At 66.4% G+C, this 22,910-nt stretch carries 19 protein-coding genes; 10 read left to right on the forward strand and 9 right to left on the reverse strand.

Annotated elements, in window-relative coordinates; genetic code table 11:
* The first annotated feature begins 2 nt into the window (after positions 1–2).
* Positions 3–1,817 (forward strand): sodium-extruding oxaloacetate decarboxylase subunit alpha, encoded by a 1,815-nt coding sequence (gene oadA / locus QO207_RS02675; RefSeq protein WP_301479296.1) that lies wholly within the window; start codon positions 3–5, stop codon positions 1,815–1,817.
* Positions 1,818–2,047: 230 nt separating this feature from the next.
* Positions 2,048–2,614: a c-type cytochrome gene (locus QO207_RS02680; RefSeq protein WP_301479297.1), complete on the forward strand. Its 567-nt coding sequence runs from the start codon at positions 2,048–2,050 to the stop codon at positions 2,612–2,614.
* 72 nt (positions 2,615–2,686) lie between these two features.
* On the opposite strand, the gene QO207_RS02685 is transcribed toward QO207_RS02680, so the two are convergent.
* Positions 2,687–2,911, reverse strand: coding sequence for a hypothetical protein (locus QO207_RS02685; RefSeq protein WP_301479299.1), 225 nt, complete (start codon positions 2,909–2,911; stop codon positions 2,687–2,689).
* A 174-nt stretch (positions 2,912–3,085) separates the two neighbouring features.
* Positions 3,086–6,058: an autotransporter outer membrane beta-barrel domain-containing protein gene (locus QO207_RS02690; RefSeq protein WP_301479301.1), complete on the reverse strand. Its 2,973-nt coding sequence runs from the start codon at positions 6,056–6,058 to the stop codon at positions 3,086–3,088.
* Between the two features lie 173 nt (positions 6,059–6,231).
* Between QO207_RS02690 and QO207_RS02695 the strand changes: the two genes are divergently transcribed.
* Entirely contained in the window at positions 6,232–6,573 is a 342-nt protein-coding gene (locus QO207_RS02695) for a zinc ribbon domain-containing protein YjdM (RefSeq protein WP_301479303.1), read from the forward strand.
* 45 nt (positions 6,574–6,618) lie between these two features.
* On the opposite strand, the gene QO207_RS02700 is transcribed toward QO207_RS02695, so the two are convergent.
* From QO207_RS02700 to QO207_RS02715, 4 genes are all read right to left on the reverse strand, one after another.
* On the reverse strand, positions 6,619–7,392 hold the full coding sequence (locus QO207_RS02700; protein ID WP_301479305.1) for a HEAT repeat domain-containing protein: 774 nt from the start codon (positions 7,390–7,392) through the stop codon (positions 6,619–6,621).
* Between the two features lie 71 nt (positions 7,393–7,463).
* Positions 7,464–8,303: an acyl-CoA thioesterase II gene (locus tag QO207_RS02705; RefSeq protein ID WP_301479307.1), complete on the reverse strand. Its 840-nt coding sequence runs from the start codon at positions 8,301–8,303 to the stop codon at positions 7,464–7,466.
* A gap of 78 nt (positions 8,304–8,381) precedes the next feature.
* Positions 8,382–9,425, reverse strand: coding sequence for a DUF5924 family protein (locus QO207_RS02710; protein ID WP_301479309.1), 1,044 nt, complete (start codon positions 9,423–9,425; stop codon positions 8,382–8,384).
* Between the two features lie 297 nt (positions 9,426–9,722).
* Entirely contained in the window at positions 9,723–10,631 is a 909-nt protein-coding gene (locus QO207_RS02715; protein ID WP_192435430.1) for a LysR substrate-binding domain-containing protein, read from the reverse strand.
* Between the two features lie 204 nt (positions 10,632–10,835).
* On the opposite strand from QO207_RS02715, the gene QO207_RS02720 reads away from it, so the two are divergent.
* The 7 genes from QO207_RS02720 to QO207_RS02750 all read left to right on the forward strand — a co-directional run bounded on the left by QO207_RS02720 (position 10,836) and on the right by QO207_RS02750 (position 19,308).
* Complete coding sequence (locus QO207_RS02720) at positions 10,836–11,633, forward strand: carbon-nitrogen hydrolase family protein (RefSeq protein WP_301479311.1); 798 nt, start codon at positions 10,836–10,838, stop codon at positions 11,631–11,633.
* A 195-nt stretch (positions 11,634–11,828) separates the two neighbouring features.
* Positions 11,829–13,322: an aldehyde dehydrogenase gene (locus QO207_RS02725; RefSeq protein WP_301479313.1), complete on the forward strand. Its 1,494-nt coding sequence runs from the start codon at positions 11,829–11,831 to the stop codon at positions 13,320–13,322.
* 171 nt (positions 13,323–13,493) lie between these two features.
* On the forward strand, positions 13,494–14,876 hold the full coding sequence (locus QO207_RS02730) for an aspartate aminotransferase family protein (protein WP_301479314.1): 1,383 nt from the start codon (positions 13,494–13,496) through the stop codon (positions 14,874–14,876).
* Positions 14,877–15,100: 224 nt separating this feature from the next.
* Entirely contained in the window at positions 15,101–16,147 is a 1,047-nt protein-coding gene (locus QO207_RS02735) for an ABC transporter substrate-binding protein (protein ID WP_301479316.1), read from the forward strand.
* 66 nt (positions 16,148–16,213) lie between these two features.
* Positions 16,214–17,605 (forward strand): cytosine permease, encoded by a 1,392-nt coding sequence (locus QO207_RS02740; protein WP_301479318.1) that lies wholly within the window; start codon positions 16,214–16,216, stop codon positions 17,603–17,605.
* Positions 17,602–18,714, forward strand: coding sequence for a class II histone deacetylase (locus tag QO207_RS02745; protein WP_301479319.1), 1,113 nt, complete (start codon positions 17,602–17,604; stop codon positions 18,712–18,714). The genes QO207_RS02740 and QO207_RS02745 overlap by 4 nt, the downstream gene beginning before the upstream one ends.
* A 186-nt stretch (positions 18,715–18,900) precedes the next feature.
* On the forward strand, positions 18,901–19,308 hold the full coding sequence (locus QO207_RS02750) for a lysozyme inhibitor LprI family protein (RefSeq protein ID WP_301479321.1): 408 nt from the start codon (positions 18,901–18,903) through the stop codon (positions 19,306–19,308).
* Between the two features lie 255 nt (positions 19,309–19,563).
* Here the strand turns inward: QO207_RS02750 and fdhA are convergent, their stop codons facing one another.
* From fdhA to QO207_RS02765, 3 genes are all read right to left on the reverse strand, one after another.
* Complete coding sequence (gene fdhA / locus QO207_RS02755) at positions 19,564–20,763, reverse strand: formaldehyde dehydrogenase, glutathione-independent (RefSeq protein ID WP_081519115.1); 1,200 nt, start codon at positions 20,761–20,763, stop codon at positions 19,564–19,566.
* Positions 20,764–21,172: 409 nt separating this feature from the next.
* A complete protein-coding gene (locus tag QO207_RS02760) occupies positions 21,173–22,030 on the reverse strand; it encodes a formyltetrahydrofolate deformylase (protein WP_301479323.1) in 858 nt (285 codons plus the stop codon).
* Positions 22,031–22,125: 95 nt separating this feature from the next.
* Positions 22,126–22,761, reverse strand: a complete 636-nt coding sequence (locus QO207_RS02765; protein ID WP_301479325.1) for a sarcosine oxidase subunit gamma — start codon at positions 22,759–22,761, stop codon at positions 22,126–22,128.
* Positions 22,762–22,910 lie beyond the last annotated feature (149 nt).

Consider the following 22,910-nt stretch of genomic DNA (forward strand, 5'->3'; position numbering starts at 1 on the left):
ACATGACCGTTTCCAAGAAAGTCACCGTCACCGATACCATCCTGCGTGATGCCCACCAGTCGCTGCTGGCGACCCGGATGCGTACTGAAGACATGCTGCCGATCTGCGACAAGCTCGACCAGGTCGGCTACTGGTCGCTGGAAGTCTGGGGCGGCGCCACCTTCGACGCCTGCGTGCGCTTCCTCAAGGAAGACCCGTGGGAGCGACTGCGCAAGCTCAAGGCCGCGCTGCCCAACACCCGCCTGCAGATGCTCCTGCGCGGGCAGAACCTGCTCGGCTACCGCCACTACAGCGATGACGTGGTGCGGGCCTTCGTCGCCAAGGCGGCGGTCAACGGCATCGACGTGTTCCGCATCTTCGACGCGATGAACGACGTGCGTAACCTGCGCGTCTCCATCGAGGCGGTGAAGGCTGCCGGCAAGCACGCCCAGGGCACCATCGCCTACACCACCAGCCCGGTACACACCATCGATGCCTTCGTCGCCCAGGGCAAGGCCATGGCGGACATGGGCGTCGACTCCATCGCCATCAAGGACATGGCCGGCCTGCTGACCCCCTACGCCACCGGCGAGCTGGTCAAGGCGCTGAAGGATGCGTTGCCGCTGGACGTGGTCGTGCATTCCCACGACACCGCAGGCGTCGCCAGCATGTGCCAGCTCAAGGCTGTGGAAAACGGCGCCGACCGCATCGATACCGCCATCTCCAGCATGGCCTGGGGCACCAGCCACCCGGGCACCGAATCCATGGTTGCCGCCCTGCGCGACACCCCGTTCGACACCGGCCTGGACCTGGAGCTGATCCAGGAAATCGGCATGTACTTCCACGCCGTGCGCAAGAAGTACCACCAGTTCGAGAGCGAGTTCACCGGCGTGGATACCCGCGTGCAGGTCAACCAGGTACCGGGCGGGATGATTTCCAACCTGGCCAACCAGCTCAAGGAGCAGGGCGCGCTGAACCGCATGGCCGAAGTGCTCGCGGAAATCCCCAAGGTCCGCGAAGACCTCGGTTTCCCGCCCCTGGTCACCCCGACCTCGCAGATCGTCGGCACCCAGGCGTTCTTCAACGTGCTGGCCGGCGAGCGCTACAAGACCATCACCAACGAGGTGAAGCTCTACCTGCAGGGCCGCTACGGCAAGGCGCCGGGCAAGATCAACGAAGCGCTGCGCCGCCAGGCCATCGGCAACGAGGAAGTCATCGACGTACGCCCGGCCGACCTGCTCAAGCCGGAGCTGAACAAGCTGCGCGAAGAGATCGGCAGCCTGGCCAAGTCCGAAGAGGACGTGCTGACCTTCGCCATGTTCCCGGACATCGGCCGCAAGTTCCTCGAAGAGCGTGCCGCCGGCACCCTGAAGCCCGAAGAGCTGCTGCCGATCCCCAACGGCAAGGGCGTCGCCGCCGCCGGTGGTGAGGGCGTACCGACCGAGTTCGTGGTCGACGTGCACGGCGAAAGCTACCGCGTGGACATCACTGGCGTCGGTGTGAAGACCGACGGCAAGCGCCACTTCTACTTGTCGGTGGATGGCATGCCGGAAGAAGTGGTGTTCGAGCCGCTCAACGAGTTCATCGGCGGCGGCGGCAACAAGCGCAAGCAGGCCAGCGAGCCGGGACACGTCAGCACCACCATGCCGGGCAACATCGTCGATGTGCTGGTGAAGGAAGGCGACAGCGTGAAGGCCGGCCAGGCCGTGCTGATCACTGAAGCGATGAAGATGGAAACCGAGGTGCAGGCGGGCATCGCCGGCACCGTGAAGGCCATTCACGTGGCCAAGGGCGACCGGGTCAATCCCGGTGAGATCCTGGTTGAAATTGAAGGCTGACCAAGGACAGACGGGTCTTTAAGGTTCAGTCCCACGGGGGAGCACGATGCTCCCCCTTTTTTTTGCCCGGAGGATTCGCCGCTTTGCTTGATCWGCGTCGGAAACTTCCTTCAGAAACCCATTAGCGTCGACGCTGGGAAAACTGACGGGGTTCGGCGATGGGGAGAGTCGTACTGGTGTGGGTGCTGCTTTGCGCGAGTGCCCAGGCATGGGGTCAGTCATCGGAGATGATGGAGCGTCTCGCTGCGCTGGAGCAGGACCCGGCCAAGCGTGAGCAGGCCTATGCGGCGGCCGAGGAGCGCATCCTGCTGTGCAGCAAGTGCCACGGCAAGGACGGCAACAGCAAGCGCGAGTACATCCCCAACCTGGCCGGACAGAAGCCGCAGTACCTCTTCGATGCCTTCGAGAAATACGTCGACGGCCAGCGCACCGACTTCGTCATGAACCAGGCGGCGAAGCTGCTGACGCTGCAGGATCGCCTGAATATCGCCTACTACTTCAGCCAGCAGAAAGTGGCGGCCCGGCCCGCCGCCGTCGCCCCGGACAAGGCGCTGCTGGAGCAGGGCGCCCAGCGTTTCGCCACGGTCTGCACCACCTGCCACGGCGAGAAGGGCCTGGGCCATGACGGCTTCCCGCGCATTGCCGGGCAGCCCGGCGAATACCTGACCCACGCCCTGCAGCGCTACCGCGACAAGGATCCGAGCCGCGCCGACTCGCCGATGCTGGCGGTGGCGGCGTTGCTCAGCGAGGACGACATCACCGCGCTGGCCGCCTACGTCAGCCAGTTGCAGCCCTGACAGCAACCAGCCGCCCGCAGGTGGCTGGCTGGAACACTGGCTTGGCGCAGCGAACTGGGCCAGGCAACAGGATTACTGCTGCTTTTCTTCCGCCGGCTTGGCGGCTTCGGCTGCCGGTTGCTCGGCGGCCTGTTCTGCCGGCTTGGCTTCTGGCTGCGCGGCAGGCTTGGCTTCCTGCTGAACCGCTGCTGCGGGGACGGCGGTCTTCGAGACGGATTCTTCTTGCTTGTCGCAGGCAGCGAGGACGGCGCAGGCGGCGATCAGGAGGCAAAGCTTTTTCATCGAGTGCTCACTCATCAGGATTGGGCGGAGCCCGGTCGGTTGACCGGGGGCGGCAAGCTTTGCCGTCCGCGCCGGATCAGGCCATGTGCCGATCTCCGAGACGGTGTGCGAAATTTCCGAACATTGCGCCCTGGCCGCCGCAAAGAAAAAGCCCGGCGGTTGCCGGGCTTTTTCAGCGCTTGGTCCTGATCAGAACGCCATCTGCCACTGGGCGATCAGCGCGTGGTTCTGCGCGTTGCTGCCCATCTGCCCGCTGTAGCCCAGGCCAATGGTGTTGCGCGCCGACACGCCGACATCGAAACCGACATCCAGCAGCAGGCTGTTGCGGTCCAGCGCGGTGCCCTGGACGCTGAAGGCGTCGCCGCCGGCGATGAAGGACTGGCGGGTTTCGCTGTCGATGTCGCCGAAGGTGTGGCGCCAGCCCAGGCCCAGGCGCGGGGTGAAGCTCATGCCGTTGCTCAGGGTATCGAGGCGGGCGATGCGCAGGCCGAGGGTGCTGCTCAGGTTGTCCTGGTCCTGGGAATCGACGTGCAGCGCCGCGGCGCCGCCCTTCTCGTCGTACGAGTCGCGCTCGTAGCGCTGGTAGTCCAGGCGCGCGTAGGGCTCGGCGCTCAGGCGGCCGCTGCCCATGGCGTAGCCGGTCTCGGCGAAGGCTTGCCAGCTGTCGGCGTCGTAGTCGCCCTTGGGACGATCGCTGAAGCCGTCGAACTCGACCCGGCGTTTGCTCTCGCCGTCGTGGCTGCTGTAGGCCGCGCCCAGGCGCACTTCCAGCGGGCCGCTCTGGTGCAGCGCGTAGGCGCCCAGGTGCCAGCTGTCGATGTCGCCGGAGACGCCGCCGCTACCGTCCAGGTCGGTGTGCGAGTAGCCGCCGAGCACGCCCAGGCGCCAGTCCGGGGTCAGCGCCCAGTCGGCGCCGAGCAGGGTGCCGCCGGTGTTCTGCTGCAGGTCGCCGCTGTTGTCGTGGGCGTCGAGCTTGCCGTGGCTGCCGATGCCCTGGATCCACAGGCGGCCGGCAGCGTTCGGGTCATTCAGGTTGCGGGCTTCGCTGGGCACACCGGTGGCGGCGAGCATCGGCGTATCGCTGCGCTCGGTGGCGGCCAGCAAGCTGCCGCTGCCCAGTTGGCGCACGGCGTTGAGCATGGCGCCGCCGACCTGCTGGCTGCCGGCGAGGGTCGCGGCGGCCAGGCTGGCGTTGCTGGCGCCGGCCAGTTGTTCCAGGGCCTGGGTGGCGTTGCTCGCGTCGCTGGTGATCAGCGCGTTGTACAGCGCGCCGCCGTTCTGGCTTTGCAGGGCGGAGGCAGCGTTGCGGCCGTTGCCGCTGCTGGCCAGGTCGCCGAACTGCACGTCGTTGCGGGTCAGCTGCAGGTCGACGCTGTTGGCGCTGTAGCTCAGGGTCGGGGTGAGGAAGGCGAAGTTGCTCTGCACGTCGGCGAACTGGCCGCTGACGCCGCCGCTGGAGCTGATCACCTGCACGCTGCTCTGCCACGGCCAGTTGCCGCTGCCGGCCTGCACGGTGAGGTGCGAGCCGTCGATGCGGGTGCTGCCGTCCACCTGCACGGTGGCATGGGCGCCGCTGGGCTCCACGCCGAAGGCCAGGGTCGAGCCGCTCTGCAGGTTCAGGTCGCCGGTCACGTGGGCGGCGCCGCTAGCCGGCGAGGCGATGAGGGTGCCGGCGACGTTCAGGCCGCCGACACTGCCGCTGCCCGAGTAGCTGGCGCCCTGATCGATCTGCAGGGTGCCGAGGAAGCTGCCGGTATTGTTCAGGCTGGCGCCGCTGAAGACTTCGCCGCCTTCACTGAAATCGTCGGTACTGGAGAGCGTCCAGCTGCCCTGTTTCACGTCCAGCCATTCGAAGTTGGCGCTGTTGCCGAAGCTGCCGCCAGCGGCGTCGTCGAAGGTCACGGTATCGCGGCCGCTGCCGCCGTCCACCAACCCTTCGAAGCGGCTGCCGGAGAGCAGCACCAGGCTGTCGTTGCCGCCGCCCATCTCCAGGGCCACGCCGTTGCCGCCGTGGATCAGGCCGTCGTTGATCACGGTGTCGTCGAGGTCGCCGGACAGGGTCACGCCGGAAAGCTTCTCGCCAGTGATGCTGCCGTGGTTTTCCAGGTAGGTCTTGCCGAAGCCGCTGTTGCCGTTGCCGTCGTCGACCAGGATGCCGCGGTCGACGCTGCGGATCACCGCGCCGGCGTAGTTGATGATGGTGCCGCCGCCCATGGCGATGCCTTCGCTGCCGTTCGGCGAGCCGTCTTTCTCGCCGGCAGCGCCGAGGCCTTCGATGATGCCGTGGTTCTCGATGTGGCCGGTGTAGTCGATGTCCACGCCATCGCCGTCGCCATTTTCCACCAGGCCGTTGTAGGCGCCGCTGATGCGCCCGTAGTTGATCACCGTGCCGTCGCCATCGGAGCCGAAGCCCGAGCCGTTGCGGCCGATGATCACGCCATCGGCGTAGTTGATCAGGGTGGCGCCGACATCGGTGGTGATGCCGTGGCGGCCGCCGCTGATCAGGCCGTGGTTTTCCACGTAGCCGCCCGAAGCGCCCTGGAAGTCGATGCCGTCGTTCTTGGTATCGGCGGTGATCATGTCCGAGCTGCTGATCTCGCCGTAGTTGGTGATCGTCGCATTGCCGCCGGGACGAATGCCGTCGTTGCCATCGCTGTGGATCACGCCGCTGGCGCGGTTGATGAGGGTGACGGTCGCGGCGCTCTGCAGCTTGTCGAAGTCCAGCGCCTGGCCGGTGGCCGAATAGATTCTGCCGGCGTTGTCGACCAGCACGTTGCCGGCGCTGAACGGGTTGTTCATGCGGATGGCATCGTCGTAGCCGAGGATGCGTCCGCCTTCGCGGTTGATGATCTGGTAGAAGCGCGTGGTGCTGTCGCTGCCGGAAGTGTCGAACACACGGCCGGTGGTGGACTGCATCAGGCCGCTGTTGTCGATGACCACGCCGGTGCCGGTGGCTGCGCCCTTGAGGTCCACGCTCTTGCCGCTGGTGACCAGGCTGCCGGTGCTGGTAACGGTCAGGGTGTCCTGGTTGGCCAGGGTCCGGCCGCCAGTCTGCGCGTCGCTGATGATGGGCGACACCGGAACGGCAGCGGCGGTTTCAGCGGCGAGGCTCGCCAGCACCAGGGCGATGCTCAGCGCGAGCGGGGAGGGCTTGTGCAGCATGGCGTGGTGTCCTTTTTCTTATCGAAGAGGCCGCCTTTTATAGCGATGGATTATGAATGTTCTGTAACGGTGCTGGCGCTTTGCCGCTCTTTGCCAACTGGGTCGCCGGGCAGGAAAGGGAGAAACCTTATATACTCTGCGGTCTTTTTACCGCTTCCAGTGTGAGAACCGCCGTGAGCCAGCTGCCGCCCTGCCCCAAATGCAACTCCGAATACACCTACGAGGACGGCGCCCAGCTGGTCTGCCCCGAGTGTGCCCATGAGTGGTCCGCCGACGGCTCGGGCGAGACCGACGGCGATGCCCGCGTGATCAAGGACGCGGTCGGCAACCTGCTGCAGGACGGCGACACCGTCAGCGTGATCAAGGACCTCAAGGTCAAGGGCTCGTCCCTGGTGGTGAAGGTCGGCACCAAGGTGAAGAACATCCGCCTGGTGGACGGCGACCACGATATCGACTGCAAGATCGACGGCATCGGCGCGATGAAGCTGAAGTCGGAGTTCGTGAAGAAGGTCTGAGCCTTCTTCCTGCCAACAAAAAGCCCGGCCATGAGCCGGGCTTTTTCATCCTTGTTTCCTTCGCCCCCAATCAGCGACCTCTTCGAGCAGCATCTGCAGGGACTCTCGGTAGTCAGCGCTGGCCGCAGACGATCTGTCCGTGAGCTTCTGCAACTCGGGCTGGTACTCAGGCTCGGACAGCATTTCCACCAGTTCGACATTCCAGTACAGGTTTGCCTCCAGTGCCGAGGGCAAGAGTTCCAGCACACGTTTGTCCCGGCGCTTTGCCAGACCGGCGAGGGCTTCTCCACGTATTTCGTCGACTCGGTCTGAGTAGCCGCGCCAGAGCGCATCGCGAACTTCAGGGGTATCCAGATCCCACAGTGAGCCCAGGCCGAACATCGCCCAATTGCGGACGTCGTCGTCTGCATCCATCGCCAGTGCCAGCATGGTTGGTATGGCTTTGACGTCCTGGTTTTTCCCCAGCCCGAATGTCGCTGCGAAGCGCAGCTCACAATCAGGATCGGATGCCAGTTCGATCAGCCGGCTCAGGCACTTCGGACATTCGCGATGACCTGCGGCGAATGCTGCGGCAGCGACAACCTCACTGTGTGGATCAGCGAGAGCGGCCTGGATCAGCTCGCGGGCGATGTCCTGCGCATACTCCCGATGATCCGGAAATTGCAGCTGGCAGATCACGTTCACTGCCAAGGCCCGCTTGCGCCAGTTCTTCGAGGCGAACAGGTGCTGGCAGCGTCGGACAGTTTCCGCTTCGGGACGAAAGCGAAGAGCAAAGATAGCGTCCCAGGAAGACGTGCTGTCCCATTGCTGTAGCGCCATGCCAACCAGGCTCTTGCTAGTCAGGCTCTGGTGTCTTGGCACGGTGATCATCCCTGATGCCATCTCGGCGATTACTCCTTGTAGTAAACCACCTGGTTGCTGGTCGCCAGCAGTGCGCCGGACTGGCTCCACAGCTGGGCGCTCTGGTCGAAGAAGCCGTTGCGGAATTCCTGGGCGCGGGCGTCGCCCAGCACGTAGCCCGCGCCGACTTCGGCCATCTGTGCGGCGTCGGTGTGGAAGTAGGTGGTGATCGACACGGTGCCGGCCGGCACCGGGGTGGCGCGGCGCAGCCAGATGCGCGGGTAGAAGATGTCGCTCATCGCCGCCAGGGACAGGAAGTCCAGCGGGCGGTCCTGGGCGTCGCGCAGCCAGAGCTGGCTGCGGCTGGTCTCGCCGGTGCCGTCCCACTGGGTCGGGAAGGCGCCGGAGACCGGGCGCATCTCGTACTGCTTGGGCCAGGCCACGCCCTTGGCGTTGGGGCTCATCGGCTCGAAGTCGCTGGGCGGAGCGAGGTCCGGCGCGGGGATGTCGGTGAGGCTCCAGGTCTCGCGGCGCAGCGCGGTGACCAGGGTGGCGGTGGTGGTGACCTGCTGCTCGCCGGCTTCATCGGCCTGGGTCAGTTGCAGCAGCCAGTGCTGGGTGGAGCGGTTGGTGCGCACCGGCACGGCTTCGACCTGGAAGGCGCCGGCCACGACCGCCGCGGCGTAGTTCACCGTCAGCGACACCGGGCTGCCGAGCAGCTGCGGATGGCGCAGCGCGCCCTGCAGCAGGACCGCGGCGGTGACGCCGCCGAAGGGGCCGACCATGTTCCAGTAGTCCTGGCTGGTGCGGCCCTCGTAGAGGTTGGGCTGGCCGGCCACGGGTTGCAGGGCCACGGCGCGGTCGAACGGGTGCAGGGCGGTATCGGTCATGACTCTCTCGGCGCTTTTTGTTCTGGGGAGAGGGTCTTGTAGGGGAAAGCGCCGAGTCGGGTCAAGGATACCGAGTGGTCAGGGCGTGACCTCGAAGCGCAGCGTACCGATGACTTGCCCGGCTTCGGTCAGCACCTGCACCTGCCAGTTGCCGCTCGGGTCGCTGGGGAAGTTCTGCTTGTGCGTCCAGGCGCGGTAGCCGGCCTCGCGGCCGCCCTTGATGTCGAGGGCGATGCGGTCGACTTCCTGGCCGTTCAGCCGCCAGGCGTGGTAGATGCGCTCGTTCAGCCCGCGCGGGGCGTTGATCGCGGTGTAGGCGTAGAGGCCCTGGCTCTTGATCTGCGCGACGCTGACCGTCTCCAGGCTGTCGCCGGGGGTGCGCTGGGCGTTGTCGAAGCTCTCGGTCACCGCCATCTCGGTCATCCACAGGGTCGACGGCGGCACCCAGGCACGGGCGAACCAGCCCACCGCGCCGATGGACAGGGTCAGGCCGATGAGGGCGAACCAGCGCCACCATTTGTGGATCTTCACCGTCACCGCCAGGCTCGGGAAGGACAGCAGCACGGCGATGCCCAGCGCCGCCTGGTAGCTCTGCGGGGTGCTCAGGTGGAGGATGATCGGCAGCGCGGTGAGCAGCACCGCGAACAGCGTCAGGGTGTGGTAGCCGAGGAAGGTCCAGCGGCGCACCGACAGCCACTTGTAGTAGACCGGGTCGGTGATCGCGGCCAGCCCGGCCAGCGTCAGCACGCCGGTGAACAGGGCCTGGCCGCTGTTCCAGGTGGTGGTGACGAAGAAGAACGGCAGGCAGAAGAACAGGCTTTCCTGGTGGATCAGCTGGGTCGCATAGCGCAGCAGGCCCGGCGGGACTTCCCAGCCGAAGCGGCGCTTGAAGCGGTCGGTGAGCAGGTTCTCCAGCATCAGCCAGATCCAGCTGACCAGCATGACGATGGCCATGGCGCGGGCGAAGCCGGCGCGGTGGCGGTCCACCATGATGAAACTGAAGACGCCGGAGCAGAAGCCGAACAGGGCGACGATGTGCGGGTAGCGCTGCAGCAGGCCGAGGACGAAGGTGATCAGGCGCTGCACGCGCTCTTTCCAGATGAGCATGGGGCGGGGAGGCATTGCGAAATGGGGGCGAGATTGTAACCCCGGATGTCGGCGCGGGGCACGGGGAGTGACGGGAGGGCGCGGTGTTTGGGCTTTTCCCTCACCCCAGCCCTCTCCCAGGGGGAGAGGGGGCCGTCCGCGGTGGAGGGTCGTTTATGGAGTCAGCCGGCGAGCGCCTAGCTTTCAGAGCCTACCCAATTGTCCCCTCTCCCTCTGGGAGAGGGTTAGGGTGAGGGCAGGCCATCGCGCAGGAGGTTGGGTGATTCGCGAGCAAGGACTAGGCGTCCCCCTCGGTCCTACGAAAAGCGCGCCTCAGTGTTTCCCGCTCAACTCCTCCCGCGCGAAGTCGACGAACAGCTGCGCCGGCTTGGTCAGCTGGGCGCGCTTGAGCCAGGCGGCGACCAGGCCGGAGGTGCTGACCTCCTCGGCAACGTCCACCGTCACCACCTTCTTGCCGTCGTAGGTGCATTCGGAGTGCGGGCGGGTGACCAGCAAGGAGAAGCCGAAGCCCTGGCCGACCATGCCGCGCACCATCTCGATCGACGGCGAGCTGAAGGCGATGTGAGGGTTCAGCCCCAGCTCCTCGAAGATGCGCACGAAGTAGGTACGGCTGGGCTGCACGTCCAGCAGGATCATCGGCTCCAGCACCAGGTCGCGCAGGGACACCTTGTCCTGCTTGGCGAAGCGGTGGTTCTCCGGCAGCAGCGCGTAGGGGCGCTGGGCGGGCATCAGCGGGTCTGTGGAAATGGTGGCGTCGAGGTCGTGCTCATAGAGCAGCGCCAGGTCGAAGCGGCCGGCGGTCAGGCCCTGCACCAGCTCCTGCTGCTCGCCGTCGCTGATGCGGATTTCCACGCCGGGGTAGCGCTCGCGAAAGCCCGAGATCAGCCGCGGCAGGTAGAGCGGGGCGACCGTTTCGAAGCAGCCGATGTCGATCTGCCCAGCCACCACGTCGTTGTCGGCGAGGGCGTTCTGCTCGAACTCGTGGGCCATGCGCAGCAGTTCCTGCGCCTTGCGGTAGAAGCGCGCGCCACTGGGGGTGAGCGACACGCCCTGGGCGTGGTGGCGGATGAACAGCTGCACGCCGAAGCTCTCTTCCAGCCCCTTGATCGCCGTGGAGATGGACGGCTGTGCGATGTACAGCTTGCGCGACGCCTCGGCCACGCTGCCGCATTCCACGGTGGTCACGAAATACTTCAATTGCCGCAAGGTATAGGAAGCCACTGCACGCCTCGTTGATGCTTTTTTATACAAGATACCCCGTTGGGCCGGCCGGCGGGGGCGGCCCATGGCGAAGATTTTCCTCGCCGGGGACCACATTTTTCATGGCCTTGGCCGCCTGCTGCGACCCTCCGGGCGCGGGCATACTCCAGCACAGCGGGTGAAAACCCCCTGCAAATCCCGTACACGCAGCCTGGAGTAAAGCTCATGCGCATGGCCCTTTGGCAGACCTGCGGCCTCCCCGGCGATGTCGCCGGCAACCTCGAGCAACTGGAGCGCCAGGCGGGCGCCGCTGCCGCTGCCGGCGCGCAACTGCTGCTCTGCCCCGAGCTGTGGCTGGGCGGCTACAACGTGCCGCAACGGATGAACGAGCTGGCCGAAGCGGCGGACGGGCCGTCGGCCGCGCGCATCGGCGAGCTGGCGCAGCGCTTCGGGCTGGCCATCGCCTACGGCTACGCCGAACGCCATCCGCAGGGCGGCAAGCCGTACAACTCGGTGCAGGTGATCGGCCCGTCCGGCAACGCCCTGGGCCACTACCGCAAGGCGCACCTGTTCGGTGCCATGGAGCGCGAGGTGTTCAGCGCCGGCGATGTGCTGGAAGCGCCTTTCGACTTCGCCGGCTGGAGCATCGGCCTGCTGATCTGCTTCGACGTGGAGTACCCCGAGGCGGTGCGCACCCACGCGCTGAACGGCGCCGGGCTGATCCTCATTCCCACCGCGCTGACGCCCGAATACGGCGCGGTGCCGGGCGTGATAGTCCCGGCACGGGCGGTGGAGAACCAGCTGTTCGTCGCCTACTGCAACCACTGCGGCGTGGAGGACGGGCTGGCCTTCCTCGGCGGCTCCTGCATCGTCGCGCCGGATGGCGAACGGCTGGCTGCCGCCGGGCACGCGGAGAGTCTGCTGATTGTCGATCTCGACCCGCAGCAGCGCGCCCGCCAGGCCGCGACTTTCCCCTATCTGCCAGGCCGCCGGCCCGAGCTGTACGCTGCGCTGACCCGCTGACTACGGGCCCTGCAGCGGTGCGCAGGGGTGCACCGCAATGGCGCACAACGCTCCGGGCCGGTGCGTGGCTGCCCAGCTTTTTCATATATCCCGAAGACAAATTTAATAATTTTCCTTGGCAAGGCCTTGGGCGACCATCCAATCCACATTCGAACAACAACGTCCCTCGAGGGCGAGCGAAGCAGGAGTGCCCTGGTGTACGAGCTCAACGATTGGCGGCAGCGTGCTGCCCGGCAGACCTTCATCGACAGCGCGCTGATCGGCGGCCGCCGCGTGGCGGCGCAGGATGGCGCGACCTTCGCGGCCATCGACCCGGCGACCAATCGCCTGCTGGCCAATGTCGCTGCCTGTGGCGCAGCTGAAGTCGACGCCGCCGTGCGCGTCGCCCGCAAGGCCTTCGAAACGGGCCCGTGGGCGCGCATGGCGCCGCGTGAGCGCAAGGCCGTGCTGCAGAAGCTCGCCGAGCTGATGATGGCCAACCGCGACGAACTGGCCCTGCTCGACACCCTGAACATGGGCAAGCCGGTGATGGACGCCTGGAACATTGACGTGCCCGGCGCTGCCGGCGTGTTCTCCTGGTACGCGGAAAGCCTCGACAAGCTCTACGACCAGGTCGCGCCGACCGCGCAGAACGCCCTGGCTACCATCACCCGCACGCCGCTGGGCGTGATCGGCGCCGTGGTGCCGTGGAACTTCCCCCTCGACATGGCCGCCTGGAAGCTGGCGCCAGCGCTGGCTGCCGGCAACTCCGTGGTGCTCAAGCCCGCCGAGCAGTCGCCGTTCTCCGCCCTGCGCCTGGCCGAGCTGGCGCTGGAAGCCGGCATCCCCGAGGGCGTGCTGAACGTCGTTCCGGGCCTGGGCGAAACCGCCGGCAAGGCCCTGGGCCTGCACCCGGACGTGGACGCCCTGGTGTTCACTGGTTCGACCCAGGTCGGCAAGTACTTCATGCAGTATTCCGCGCAGTCCAACCTCAAGCAGGTCTGGCTGGAGTGTGGCGGCAAGAGCCCGAACCTGGTGTTCGCCGACTGCCGTGATCTGGACCTGGCCGCCGAGAAGGCCGCCTTCGGCATCTTCTTCAACCAGGGCGAAGTCTGCTCGGCCAACTCGCGCCTGCTGGTGGAGCGTTCGATCCACGACGAGTTCGTCGAACGCCTGATCGCCAAGGCCCGCGACTGGGCGCCGGGCGACCCGCTGGACCCGGCCAGCCGCGCCGGCTCCATCGTCGACAACAAGCAGACCGCCGGCATCATGGCCTGCATCGACCGCGCCCAGAGCGACGGCGCGCAGCTCGCCTGCGGTGGCCACCAGCTGAGCTTCAACGGCTCGGACAACTTCATCGAGCCGACCATCTTCACCGGCGTGCGCCCGGATCAATCCCTGGCCCGCGACGAAGTGTTCGGCCCGGTGCTTGCAGTCATCCCCTTCGACAGCGAAGAAGAAGCCGTGCGCCTGGCCAACGACAGCATCTACGGCCTCGCCGCCTCCCTGTGGAGCGACGACCTTCACCGCGCCCACCGTGTGGCGCGCAAGCTGAACGCCGGCACCGTGTCGGTGAACACCGTTGACGCGCTGGACCCGGCGATTCCGTTCGGTGGCGGCAAGCAGTCCGGCTTCGGCCGCGACCTCTCGCTGCATTCCTTCGATAAATACACGCAGCTCAAGACCACCTGGTTCCAGCTGCGCGACTGATACAAGACAGGCTGCCGGGCTAAAACTCGGCGCCTGAGCAACGCCCGAATTCCTAACCGAACCGTTCGAGACGGCCGGTGAGACTGCCTAGGTAAGTCCGTCGCCCTCGATCCCCTGAAGACCCCTCAGGCCGGCTGCCGGAGCACCGCCGAGGGATAGAGGAGAAAGTCGATGACCGACCAGAAGAGAGCGCCACGTGATACCCGCGAATACCAGAAAGCGGACGCGGCCCACCACATCCATGCCTTCCTCGACCAGAAGGCGCTGAACGCCGAAGGCCCGCGCGTGATGGTGCGCGGCGAAGGCCTGCACCTCTGGGACAACGATGGCAACAAGTACATCGACGGCATGTCCGGCCTGTGGTGCACCAACCTGGGCTACGGCCGCAAGGACCTGACCGCCGCCGCCACCGCCCAGCTGGACGAACTGCCGTACTACAACATGTTCTTCCACACCACCCACCCGGCGGTGATCGAGCTTTCCGAAACCCTCTTCAGCCTGCTGCCCGACCACTACAGCCACGCGATCTACACCAACTCCGGCTCCGAGGCCAACGAGGTGCTGATCCGTACCGTGCGCCGCTTCTGGCAGATCGAAGGCAAGCCGCAGAAGAAGATCATGATCGGCCGCTGGAACGGCTACCACGGCTCCACCCTGGCGGCCACCGCGCTGGGCGGCATGAAGTTCATGCACGAGATGGGCGGCCTGATCCCGGATATCGCGCACATCGACGAACCCTACTTCTTCGCTGCCGGCGGTGACCTGACCCCGGCCGAGTTCGGCCGTCGCTGCGCGCTGCAGCTGGAAGAAAAGATCCTCGAGCTGGGCGCCGACAACGTCGCCGGCTTCATCGCCGAACCCTTCCAGGGCGCTGGCGGCATGATCTTCCCGCCGGAAAGCTACTGGCCGGAAATCCAGCGCATCTGCCGTCAGTACGACGTGCTGCTGTGCGCCGACGAAGTGATCGGCGGCTTCGGCCGTACCGGCGAGTGGTTCGCCCACCAGCACTTCGGCTTCCAGCCCGACACCCTGTCCATCGCCAAGGGCCTGACCAGCGGCTACATCCCCATGGGCGGCCTGGTGCTGAGCAAGCGCATCGCCCAGGCGCTGGTGGAAGAGGGCGGCGTGTTCGCCCACGGCCTGACCTACTCCGGCCACCCGGTGGCGGCAGCGGTGGCGGTCGCCAACCTGCGCGCACTGCGTGACGAGGGCTGGGTGAATGCGGTGAAGAACGACACCGGCCCCTACCTGCAGCAGTGCCTGCGCGAAGTCTTCGGCAACCACCCGCTGGTGGGCGATATCCAGGGCACCGGCTTCGTTGCCGCGCTGCAGTTCGTCCAGGACAAGGCCACCCGCAAGCGCTTCGACAACGAGAACGACATCGCCTGGCGCTGCCGCACCATCGGCTTCGAGGAGGGCCTGATCATCCGTTCCACCCTCGGCCGCATGATCATGGCCCCGGCGCTGGTCGCCGGCCGTGCCGAGATCGACGAGCTGGTCGACAAGACCCGCCGCGCGGTTGACCGCACGGCCCAGGAAATCGGCGTGCTGTAAGGCGCCGGAGCCGACTGTAGGACGCATAACGCGCCAGCGTTATCCGCCGTGGATTGACCGGCGGATAACCCATTCCGGGTTATGCGCCCTACGGCTCCACGAATACCTGATAACAACGCCGCGAGCGCAAAGACGCCCGCGCGATGGAACCCTTTTGCCCGGCTTCTGGCCGGGGGTACTGCCCAGCAACACAACAACGCCAATCCGGCTGTGGGAGTCGTTCCATGAAAGTGTCCTTGCTCACGCGCATCTCCATCACCTGTGCCCTTGCCGCTGCTGTCAGCAGTGTTCAAGCACAGTCCCAAAGCATCACCGTCATCTCCTTCGGCGGCGCCACCAAGGCGGCCCAGGAGCAGGCCTACTTCAAGCCCTTCGAGGCCAGCGGCGCCGGCAAGATCGTCGCCGGGGAATACAACGGCGAGATGGCCAAGGTGAAAGCCATGGTCGACGTCGGCAAGGTCACCTGGGACGTGGTCGAGGTGGAAAGCCCCGAGCTGCTGCGTGGTTGCGACGAAGGCCTGTTCGAACACATCGACCCGGCGGCCATCGGCGACGCGAAGAACTTCGTCCCCGGCACCCTCAGCGAGTGCGGCGTGGCCACCTACGTCTGGTCCATGGTCATGGCCTACAACGGCGCCAAGGTCGCCAAGGCTCCGCAGTCCTGGGCCGACTTCTGGAACACCACTGAATATCCAGGCAAGCGCGGCCTGCGCAAGGGCGCCAAGTACACCCTGGAGATCGCCCTGCTGGCCGACGGCGTGAAACAGGAAGATCTCTACAAGGTGCTCGGCACCAAGGAAGGCGTCGACCGTGCCTTCGCCAAGCTCGACCAGCTCAAGGGCAACATCCAGTGGTGGGAAGCCGGCGCGCAACCGCCGCAGTGGCTGGCCGCCGGTGACGTGGTGATGAGCGCCGCCTATAACGGCCGCATCGCCGCCGCGCAGAAGGAAGGTGTGAAGCTGGGCATCGTCTGGCCGGGCAGCCTGTATGACCCGGAATACTGGGCCGTGGTGAAGGGCACGCCGAACAAGGCGCTGGCCGAGAAGTTCATCGCTTTCGCCAGCCAGCCGCAAACCCAGAAGACCTTCTCCGAGAACATCCCCTACGGCCCGGTGCACAAAGGCACGCTGGACCTGTTGCCGGCGGACGTGCGCGATGCGCTGCCCACCGCGCCGGCCAACCTCGAAGGCGCCCGTTCGGTGGACGCGGCCTTCTGGGTCGACCACGGCGAAGAGCTTGAACAGCGCTTCAACGCCTGGGCCGCCCGCTGATCCTTTCCTGATCCAAGCCCGGCGCTCGCGCCGGGCCTGCCTTGCCAACGACGCGTGAGAATCACAATGACAACGACGCAAAACCAGGCGACGACCCTGGAGCTGAGCACCATCCAGCCCATCGCCGCACACGAACGACACGGCCGCGCCCGCGACCTCTTCACCATCTGGTTCGGCAGCAACATCATGCTGCTGACCGTGGTCACCGGCGCCCTGGCGGTCACCGTGTTCAAGCTGCCGTTCTTCGCCGCCGTGCTGGCGCTGGTGCTCGGCAACCTGGTGGGTGGCGTGTTCATGGCCCTGCACTCGGCCCAGGGCCCGCAGCTGGGCGTGCCGCAGATGGTGCAGACCCGCGGCCAGTTCGGCTCCTTCGGCTCACTCCTGGTGGTCGCCCTGGTGGTGATCATGTACCTGGGCTTCTTCGCCTCCAACCTGGTGCTCGGCGGCCAGGCGCTGCATGCGCGCTACGAGGTGATCGGCACCAATACCGGCATCCTGCTGGTGGGCACGATCAGCGTGATCGCCACGGTGTTCGGCTACCGCCTGATCCACGGCTACACCCGTGTGATGTCCTGGCTGTCCGGCGCGGTGCTGCTGGTCAGCTTCGTCTGGCTGGTGTTCGTCCACGGCCTGCCGGCGGACCTGCTGCAGCGCAACGAGAACAACATCCCCGGCTTCCTCGGCGCGCTGTCCATCGCCGCGCTGTGGCAATTGGCGTATGCGCCCTACGTTTCCGACTACTCGCGCTACATGCCGCAGGGCACCGGTTCGCGCACCGCATTCTGGTCCAGCTACTGGGGCTGCTGTCTGGGTTCGATCCTGCCGATGCTGCTGGGCGTGCTGGTTGGCCTTTCGGTTGGCGAGGGCGACGTCATCGCCGGCCTGATCGAGATGACCGGTGGCTTCAGCGCCGTCATGGTCGCGGTGTTCTCCATCGGCATCGCCGCCACCAACTCGATGAACCTGTACTGCGGCACCCTCTCGGCCATCACCGTCGGCCAGACGCTGATTCCCGCCTGGTCGGCCAAGGCCGGCTGGCGCGCGGTGATCGCCCTGGCGCTGTTCGGCGGTTCGCTGACCATCGCCCTGCTCGGCCAGGACAACTTCATGGCCAACTACACCAACTTCATCCTGCTGCTGCTCTACGTGCTGGTGCCCTGGAGCGCGATCAACCTGGTCGACTACTACCTGATCGCCCATGGCGAGTACGACGTGCTGTCGTTCTTCCGGCGTGACGGCGGCATCTACGGCACCTTCAACTGGACCGCGGTGAACTGCTACATCCTCGGCATCCTGGTGCAGGTTCCGTTCATGTCCACCGCGCTCTACACCGGCGCCGCGGCGCAGGCCATGAACGGTGCGGACATCTCCTGGGTGGTCGGCCTGGGCGTGGTCTCGCCGGTCTACTGGCTGTTCAGCCGCAAGCGCCAGCGTGCACTGAAGGCGGCCCGCGCATGAGCCGCCGCACCGGGTTCTTCTTCGACGAACGCTGCTTCTGGCACGCGACTGGGCTGCATGCGCTGATCCTTCCCGTCGGTGGCTGGCTGCAGCCGCCGGTGGGCGCCGGCCACGCCGAGTCGCCAGAGAGCAAGCGCCGGCTGAAAAGCCTGATGGACGTCTCCGGGCTGAGCGCCCAGCTGCACCTGTCCAGCGCGCCGCTGGCCAGCGAGGAAGACCTGCTGCGGGTACACCCGGCCAGCTACCTGGAGCGTTTCAAGGCTTACAGCGAAGTCGGCCACGGCGACATGGGCGAGGAGACCATGGTCAGCCACGGCACCTACGACATCGCCCGGCAGTCCGCCGGCCTGACCATCGCCGCCGTTGATGCGGTATTGCGTGGTGAGCTGGACAACGCCTATGCGCTGTCCCGTCCGCCGGGCCACCACTGCCTGCCGGATCGTGGCATGGGCTTCTGCTACCTGGCGAACATCGCCGTGGCGGTGGAGACGGCCAAGGCCCGCCATGGCATCCAGCGCGTAGCGGTGCTCGACTGGGACGTGCACCACGGCAACGGCACCGAGGCGATCTTCTACGGCCGCGACGACGTGCTGACCCTGTCGATCCACCAGGCCGACTGCTATCCCACCGGCAGCGGTGCGGTGGGCGATATCGGCGAGGGCGCGGGCAAGGGCTACAACCTCAACGTGCCGCTTTATCCGGGCAGCGGTGACGACGCTTACCGCGTAGCCATGGAAACCATCATCGTGCCGGCGCTGGAGCGCTTCCAGCCCGAGCTGATCGTGGTCGCCAGCGGCTTCGACGCCAACGGAGTGGACCCGCTGGCGCGCATGCTCGCCCACAGCGAGACCTTCCGCTTCATGACCGCCGCCGTGCGCGACGCTGCCGAGCGCCTGTGCAACGGGCGCCTGGTGGTGGTCCATGAAGGCGGTTACGCGGAAGCCTACGTGCCGTTCTGCGGTCATGCGGTGATCGAGGAAATGGCCGGCGTGCGCACCGCAGTGGTCGACCCCTTCCTGCCGATGCTCGAAGGCCAGCAGCCTGACGCGGACTTCCGCGCCTTCCAGCGCCAGGCGCTGGAGCGGATGGCGGCGAAGCTGCTCGGCTGATGATGCGAGGATAGGGATTGGCGATGTAACGGCGGATAACCGCAAGCGGTTATTCGCGCTACATTCCTGCCGGGCCTGATCGCTGGTGTAGGGCGGATAACGCCCCAGGCGTTATCCGCCGCTTGGCCGAGTTATTGCCGAAGCAGCTAGAGTGGTGGTTCCATCCAAAACAACGGATCGCGCCCCATGAAGTTCCTGTCCCTTGCCCTGCTCCTGCCCGCCAGCCTGCTGGCCTTCGCCGCTGCCGCCCAGGCCGCCGACGACTGCGCCAACGCCCAGACCCAGGGCGAGATCAACGCCTGCACCGGCGCCGCCTACAAGGCCAGCGATAAGCGCCTCAACGACCTCTACGGGCAGTATCGCCAGCGCCTGGATGCCGGGCAGAAGAAGGCCCTGACCGCTGCGCAGAAGGCCTGGCTGAACTACCGCGATCTCAGCTGCCAGTTCGAGACGGCTGGCGCCAAGGGCGGCTCGGGCTACCCGATGGCCTACAACAGTTGCCTGACGGCCATGACCGACAACCGCATCAAGGAACTGCAGGCGCTGTCCGATTGCCAGGAAGGCGACTTCAACTGCCCGGCGCCCAAGCCCTGAGCGCATTTGCAGGATGGTGTCACCGGGAAACTCGGCGTAGGAGCGGACCTTGTCCGCGAAGCTTTGCCGCCGCTCATTGGTTGCCAGGTGAATGCTCGACAGACGAGCGCTCCCGGCACAGATAGATTCCGCCGCGCTGGATTTCGCGGACAAGGTCCGCTCCTACAGGTCCCGGCAGGGGAACAAAAAAAGGGAGCCTTGCGGCTCCCTGGAGAGACGACCGCGCTGGGGAGCGCGGCCGGGAACGCGTTGCTGTCAGGCGGCGCTGAACAGGCTGTGCGGGTCGATGACGAATTTCTTCGGCACGCCGGCATCGAACTCGCCATAGCCCTTGGGCGCCTGGTCGAGGGTGATGACTTCCACTCCGACCACGTCGGCGATCTTGATGCGGTCCCACATGATCGCCTGCATCAGCTGGCGGTTGTACTTCATCACCGGGGTCTGGCCGGTGTGGAAGCTGTGCGACTTGGCCCAGCCCAGGCCGAAGCGGATGCTCAGCGAGCCCTGCTTGGCGGCCGCGTCCACCGCGCCCGGATCCTCGGTGACGTAGAGGCCGGGAATGCCGATCTTGCCGGCGACCCGCACCACGCCCATCAGCGAGTTCAGTACGGTGGCCGGAGCCTCGTGCTGCGAGCCCGAATGACCGTGGCCACGGGCTTCGAAGCCTACCGCGTCGACCGCGCAGTCCACTTCCGGCTCGCCCAGCAGATCGGCGATCTGCTCGTGCAGCGGGGTGTCCTTGGACAGGTCGGCGATTTCGAAGCCCTGCGCCTTGGCGTGGGCCAGGCGGGTCGGGTTGACGTCACCGACGATCACCACGGCGGCGCCCAGCAGGCGTGCAGAAGCGGCGGCGGCGAGGCCGACCGGGCCGGCACCGGCGATGTAGACGGTGCTGCCCGGACCGACGCCGGCCGTCACCGCACCGTGGTAGCCGGTGGGGAGGATGTCGGAGAGGCAGGTCAGGTCGCGGATCTTCTCCATCGCCGCGTCGCGGTTGGGCAGGCGCAGCAGGTTGAAGTCGGCGTAGGGGACCATCACGTACTCGGCCTGGCCACCGACCCAGCCGCCCATGTCGACGTAGCCATAGGCGCCGCCAGCACGGGACGGGTTGACCGTCAGGCAGACGCCGGTGTGCTGCTCCTTGCAGGTGCGGCAGTGGCCGCAGGCGACGTTGAACGGCACCGAGACCAGGTCACCGATCTTCATGGTTTCCACGCCACGACCGATCTCCACCACCTCGCCGGTGATCTCGTGGCCCAGCACCAGGCCTTCCGGCGCGGTGGTACGGCCACGGACCATGTGCTGGTCGGAGCCGCAGATGTTGGTGGAAACGACGCGAAGGATCACCCCGTGGTCGATCTGCTTGCCCTGCGGGTCCTGCATCTTCGGATAGGGGATGTTCTGCACTTCGACCTTGCCCGGGCCGAGATAAACCACACCACGATTGCCAGACATACGCATTCCTCATTGTGTTTGTGGGTACAAAGGCGGGCCTTTTCGGCTCGCGGTTCTGCACTGGGATGTCGTGTGTTGCGCGACAGGGCCGGGGGATTGGCAGCCGGCGGTCTGTCGGTGTTGCTCGTGCATGGGAGCTGGGCTTCAAGAGCCCCTCTCCCTAACCCTCTCCCGCAAGCGGGAGAGGGGATATCCGTGTGTGGGGCGGACACCGTGCAAGCCGGTGGCGCCGAACTGCCCCCTCTCCCTTCGGAGCGGGGCGCGTAGCCAGGGTTGGGGAGAGGGTGCTTTACCGCGAGCACCACAGTCCCGGTGGAAGCGTAGGGCGGATGAGCTCCACCCATCCGCCGTTCGGGTTGTCATGGCGGATAACGCCTGTGGCGTTATCCGCCCTACGGGATCGGTGCCGTTACAGCACCACCGTCCGGTTGGCGTTCAGGAACACGCGTTTTTCGATGTGGTAGCCCACGGCCTTCGCCAGGGTCAGGCACTCCACGTCGCGGCCCTTGGCGATCAGGTCCTCGGGGTAGTGGGAGTGGTCCACGGGCTCGACGCCCTGGGCGATGATCGGGCCCTCGTCGAGGTCGTTGTTGATGTAGTGGGCGGTGGCGCCGACCAGCTTCACGCCCTTCTGGTACGCCTGGTGGTAAGGCTTGGCGCCCTTGAAGCCGGGCAGCAGCGAGTGGTGGATGTTGATCGCCCAGCCGTCCAGGCGACGGCACAGCTCCGGGGACAGCACCTGCATGTAGCGGGCGAGGATCACCAGCTCGGCGCCGGTTTCCTCGATCACCTGCCAGACCTTCGCCTCCTGCGCGCCCTTGTCGTTGGGGTCGAGGGCGAAGTGGTGGTAGGGGATGCCGTGCCAGCGCGCCAGCGGTTCCAGGTCCGGGTGGTTGGAGACCACCGCCACCACGTCCATCGGCAGCTGGCCGATGCGCTGGCGGTAGAGCAGGTCGTTCAGGCAGTGGTCGGCCTTGGAGACCATGATCACCACCTTGCTGCGGTAGCCCGGCGGGGTCAGTTCGACGTTCATCTGGAAGGGCGAGACGCGGTCGGCGAGGCCGGCGCGGAAGGCCGCTTCGTCGAAGCCGTCGCCGGCGCGGAACTCGATGCGGATGAAGAAACGCTGCGCCAGGCGGTCGTCGAAGGAGTGGTGCTCGGTGACGTAGCAGCTCTGCTCGAACAGGTAGCGCGTGACCACGTCCACCGTGCCCAGCAGGCTCGGGCTGTCGGCGGTGAGGATCCAGGTATCGGGGGTGCGGCTCATGGTCGGGCTCCGAAGTTTTCCTCTCGCTGGAGAGGTTGGAGTGGGGGTTCCCTCACCCCGGCCCTCTCCCGGAGGGAGAGGGGGAAGAGCATTTCTTACGCTGCTACCTGCAGGCCGTACTCGGCGCAGGCATCCTGCAGCCACAGCCAGAAGTAGTCGGAGAAGCTGCGGCGCACCACCAGTTCCCAGGTGTGCTCGCCGGTATGGCGGATCACCAGCTGGGACTTGGCGAAGTTGGTGCCCACCGCCTTGCCCACCGGGAAGTTGCTCGGGTGGACGTCGTAGCCGGTGGACTTCATCAGCACTTCGCGCACCTTGGCGCCTTCGAGCTCCAGCAGAGTCTGGCCGCCGCTGACGTTGATCACCGAGTAGTGCAGCTCTTCGCCCAGCGCCTCGCGCAGGCGCTGCTCGACGGCGAATTCCTCGCCACCGGGGACGATCAGCAGCCACTCGTCCGGGCCGAGCCACTGCAGCGAAGTCTCGCCCTTGGCCACCAGGCCCAGGGCCACCGGCAGCTCCAGGCCCAGGGCCTTGTGCACGCCGCCGGCGAAGGCCGGGTCGTGGGCATCGCCACGCAGGGTCAGGTGGCCGAGGAATTTCTTCTCGCGCAGGGTTACGCCGGCGTTGGCCAGCTTGCGCGCGGCGAGCTTGCCCAGCTCGGCGTGGTGCAGCGGCGACTCGGCCTGGATGCCGTCTGCGGGGCGTTGCTGGTAGAGATTGGCTTTGCTCATGTTCTGTTCACCTTGGGGGCGCTTATCGCCTGTTTCCCCTCACCCCAGCCCTCTCCCTTAGGGAGAGGGGGCCGAGCTGAGTGTGCTGTGAGTGTCGTGCTCGCCGGCGGCTCCGAACTGTCCCCTCTCCCCCTGGGAGAGGGTTAGGG

It is taken from the genome of Pseudomonas sp. CAN1, assembly GCF_030462585.1.
In the GTDB taxonomy this organism is placed as follows: domain Bacteria; phylum Pseudomonadota; class Gammaproteobacteria; order Pseudomonadales; family Pseudomonadaceae; genus Pseudomonas.

What these genes read in the sequence shown, in the direction of transcription:
- QO207_RS02680 (WP_301479297.1), top strand. Translation starts at nt 2,048, where the DNA reads ATGGAGCGTCTCGCTGCGCTGGAGCAGGACCCGGCCAAGCGTGAGCAG.
- QO207_RS02750 (WP_301479321.1), top strand. Translation starts at nt 18,901, where the DNA reads ATGAAGTTCCTGTCCCTTGCCCTGCTCCTGCCCGCCAGCCTGCTGGCC.
- QO207_RS02765 (WP_301479325.1), bottom strand. Translation starts at nt 22,761, where the DNA reads ATGAGCAAAGCCAATCTCTACCAGCAACGCCCCGCAGACGGCATCCAG.
- oadA (WP_301479296.1), top strand. Translation starts at nt 3, where the DNA reads ATGACCGTTTCCAAGAAAGTCACCGTCACCGATACCATCCTGCGTGAT.
- QO207_RS02760 (WP_301479323.1), bottom strand. Translation starts at nt 22,030, where the DNA reads ATGAGCCGCACCCCCGATACCTGGATCCTCACCGCCGACAGCCCGAGC.
- QO207_RS02745 (WP_301479319.1), top strand. Translation starts at nt 17,602, where the DNA reads ATGAGCCGCCGCACCGGGTTCTTCTTCGACGAACGCTGCTTCTGGCAC.
- QO207_RS02700 (WP_301479305.1), bottom strand. Translation starts at nt 7,392, where the DNA reads ATGGCGCTACAGCAATGGGACAGCACGTCTTCCTGGGACGCTATCTTT.
- QO207_RS02685 (WP_301479299.1), bottom strand. Translation starts at nt 2,911, where the DNA reads ATGAGTGAGCACTCGATGAAAAAGCTTTGCCTCCTGATCGCCGCCTGC.
- QO207_RS02710 (WP_301479309.1), bottom strand. Translation starts at nt 9,425, where the DNA reads ATGCCTCCCCGCCCCATGCTCATCTGGAAAGAGCGCGTGCAGCGCCTG.
- QO207_RS02705 (WP_301479307.1), bottom strand. Translation starts at nt 8,303, where the DNA reads ATGACCGATACCGCCCTGCACCCGTTCGACCGCGCCGTGGCCCTGCAA.
- QO207_RS02690 (WP_301479301.1), bottom strand. Translation starts at nt 6,058, where the DNA reads ATGCTGCACAAGCCCTCCCCGCTCGCGCTGAGCATCGCCCTGGTGCTG.
- QO207_RS02720 (WP_301479311.1), top strand. Translation starts at nt 10,836, where the DNA reads ATGCGCATGGCCCTTTGGCAGACCTGCGGCCTCCCCGGCGATGTCGCC.
- QO207_RS02730 (WP_301479314.1), top strand. Translation starts at nt 13,494, where the DNA reads ATGACCGACCAGAAGAGAGCGCCACGTGATACCCGCGAATACCAGAAA.
- fdhA (WP_081519115.1), bottom strand. Translation starts at nt 20,763, where the DNA reads ATGTCTGGCAATCGTGGTGTGGTTTATCTCGGCCCGGGCAAGGTCGAA.
- QO207_RS02740 (WP_301479318.1), top strand. Translation starts at nt 16,214, where the DNA reads ATGACAACGACGCAAAACCAGGCGACGACCCTGGAGCTGAGCACCATC.
- QO207_RS02735 (WP_301479316.1), top strand. Translation starts at nt 15,101, where the DNA reads ATGAAAGTGTCCTTGCTCACGCGCATCTCCATCACCTGTGCCCTTGCC.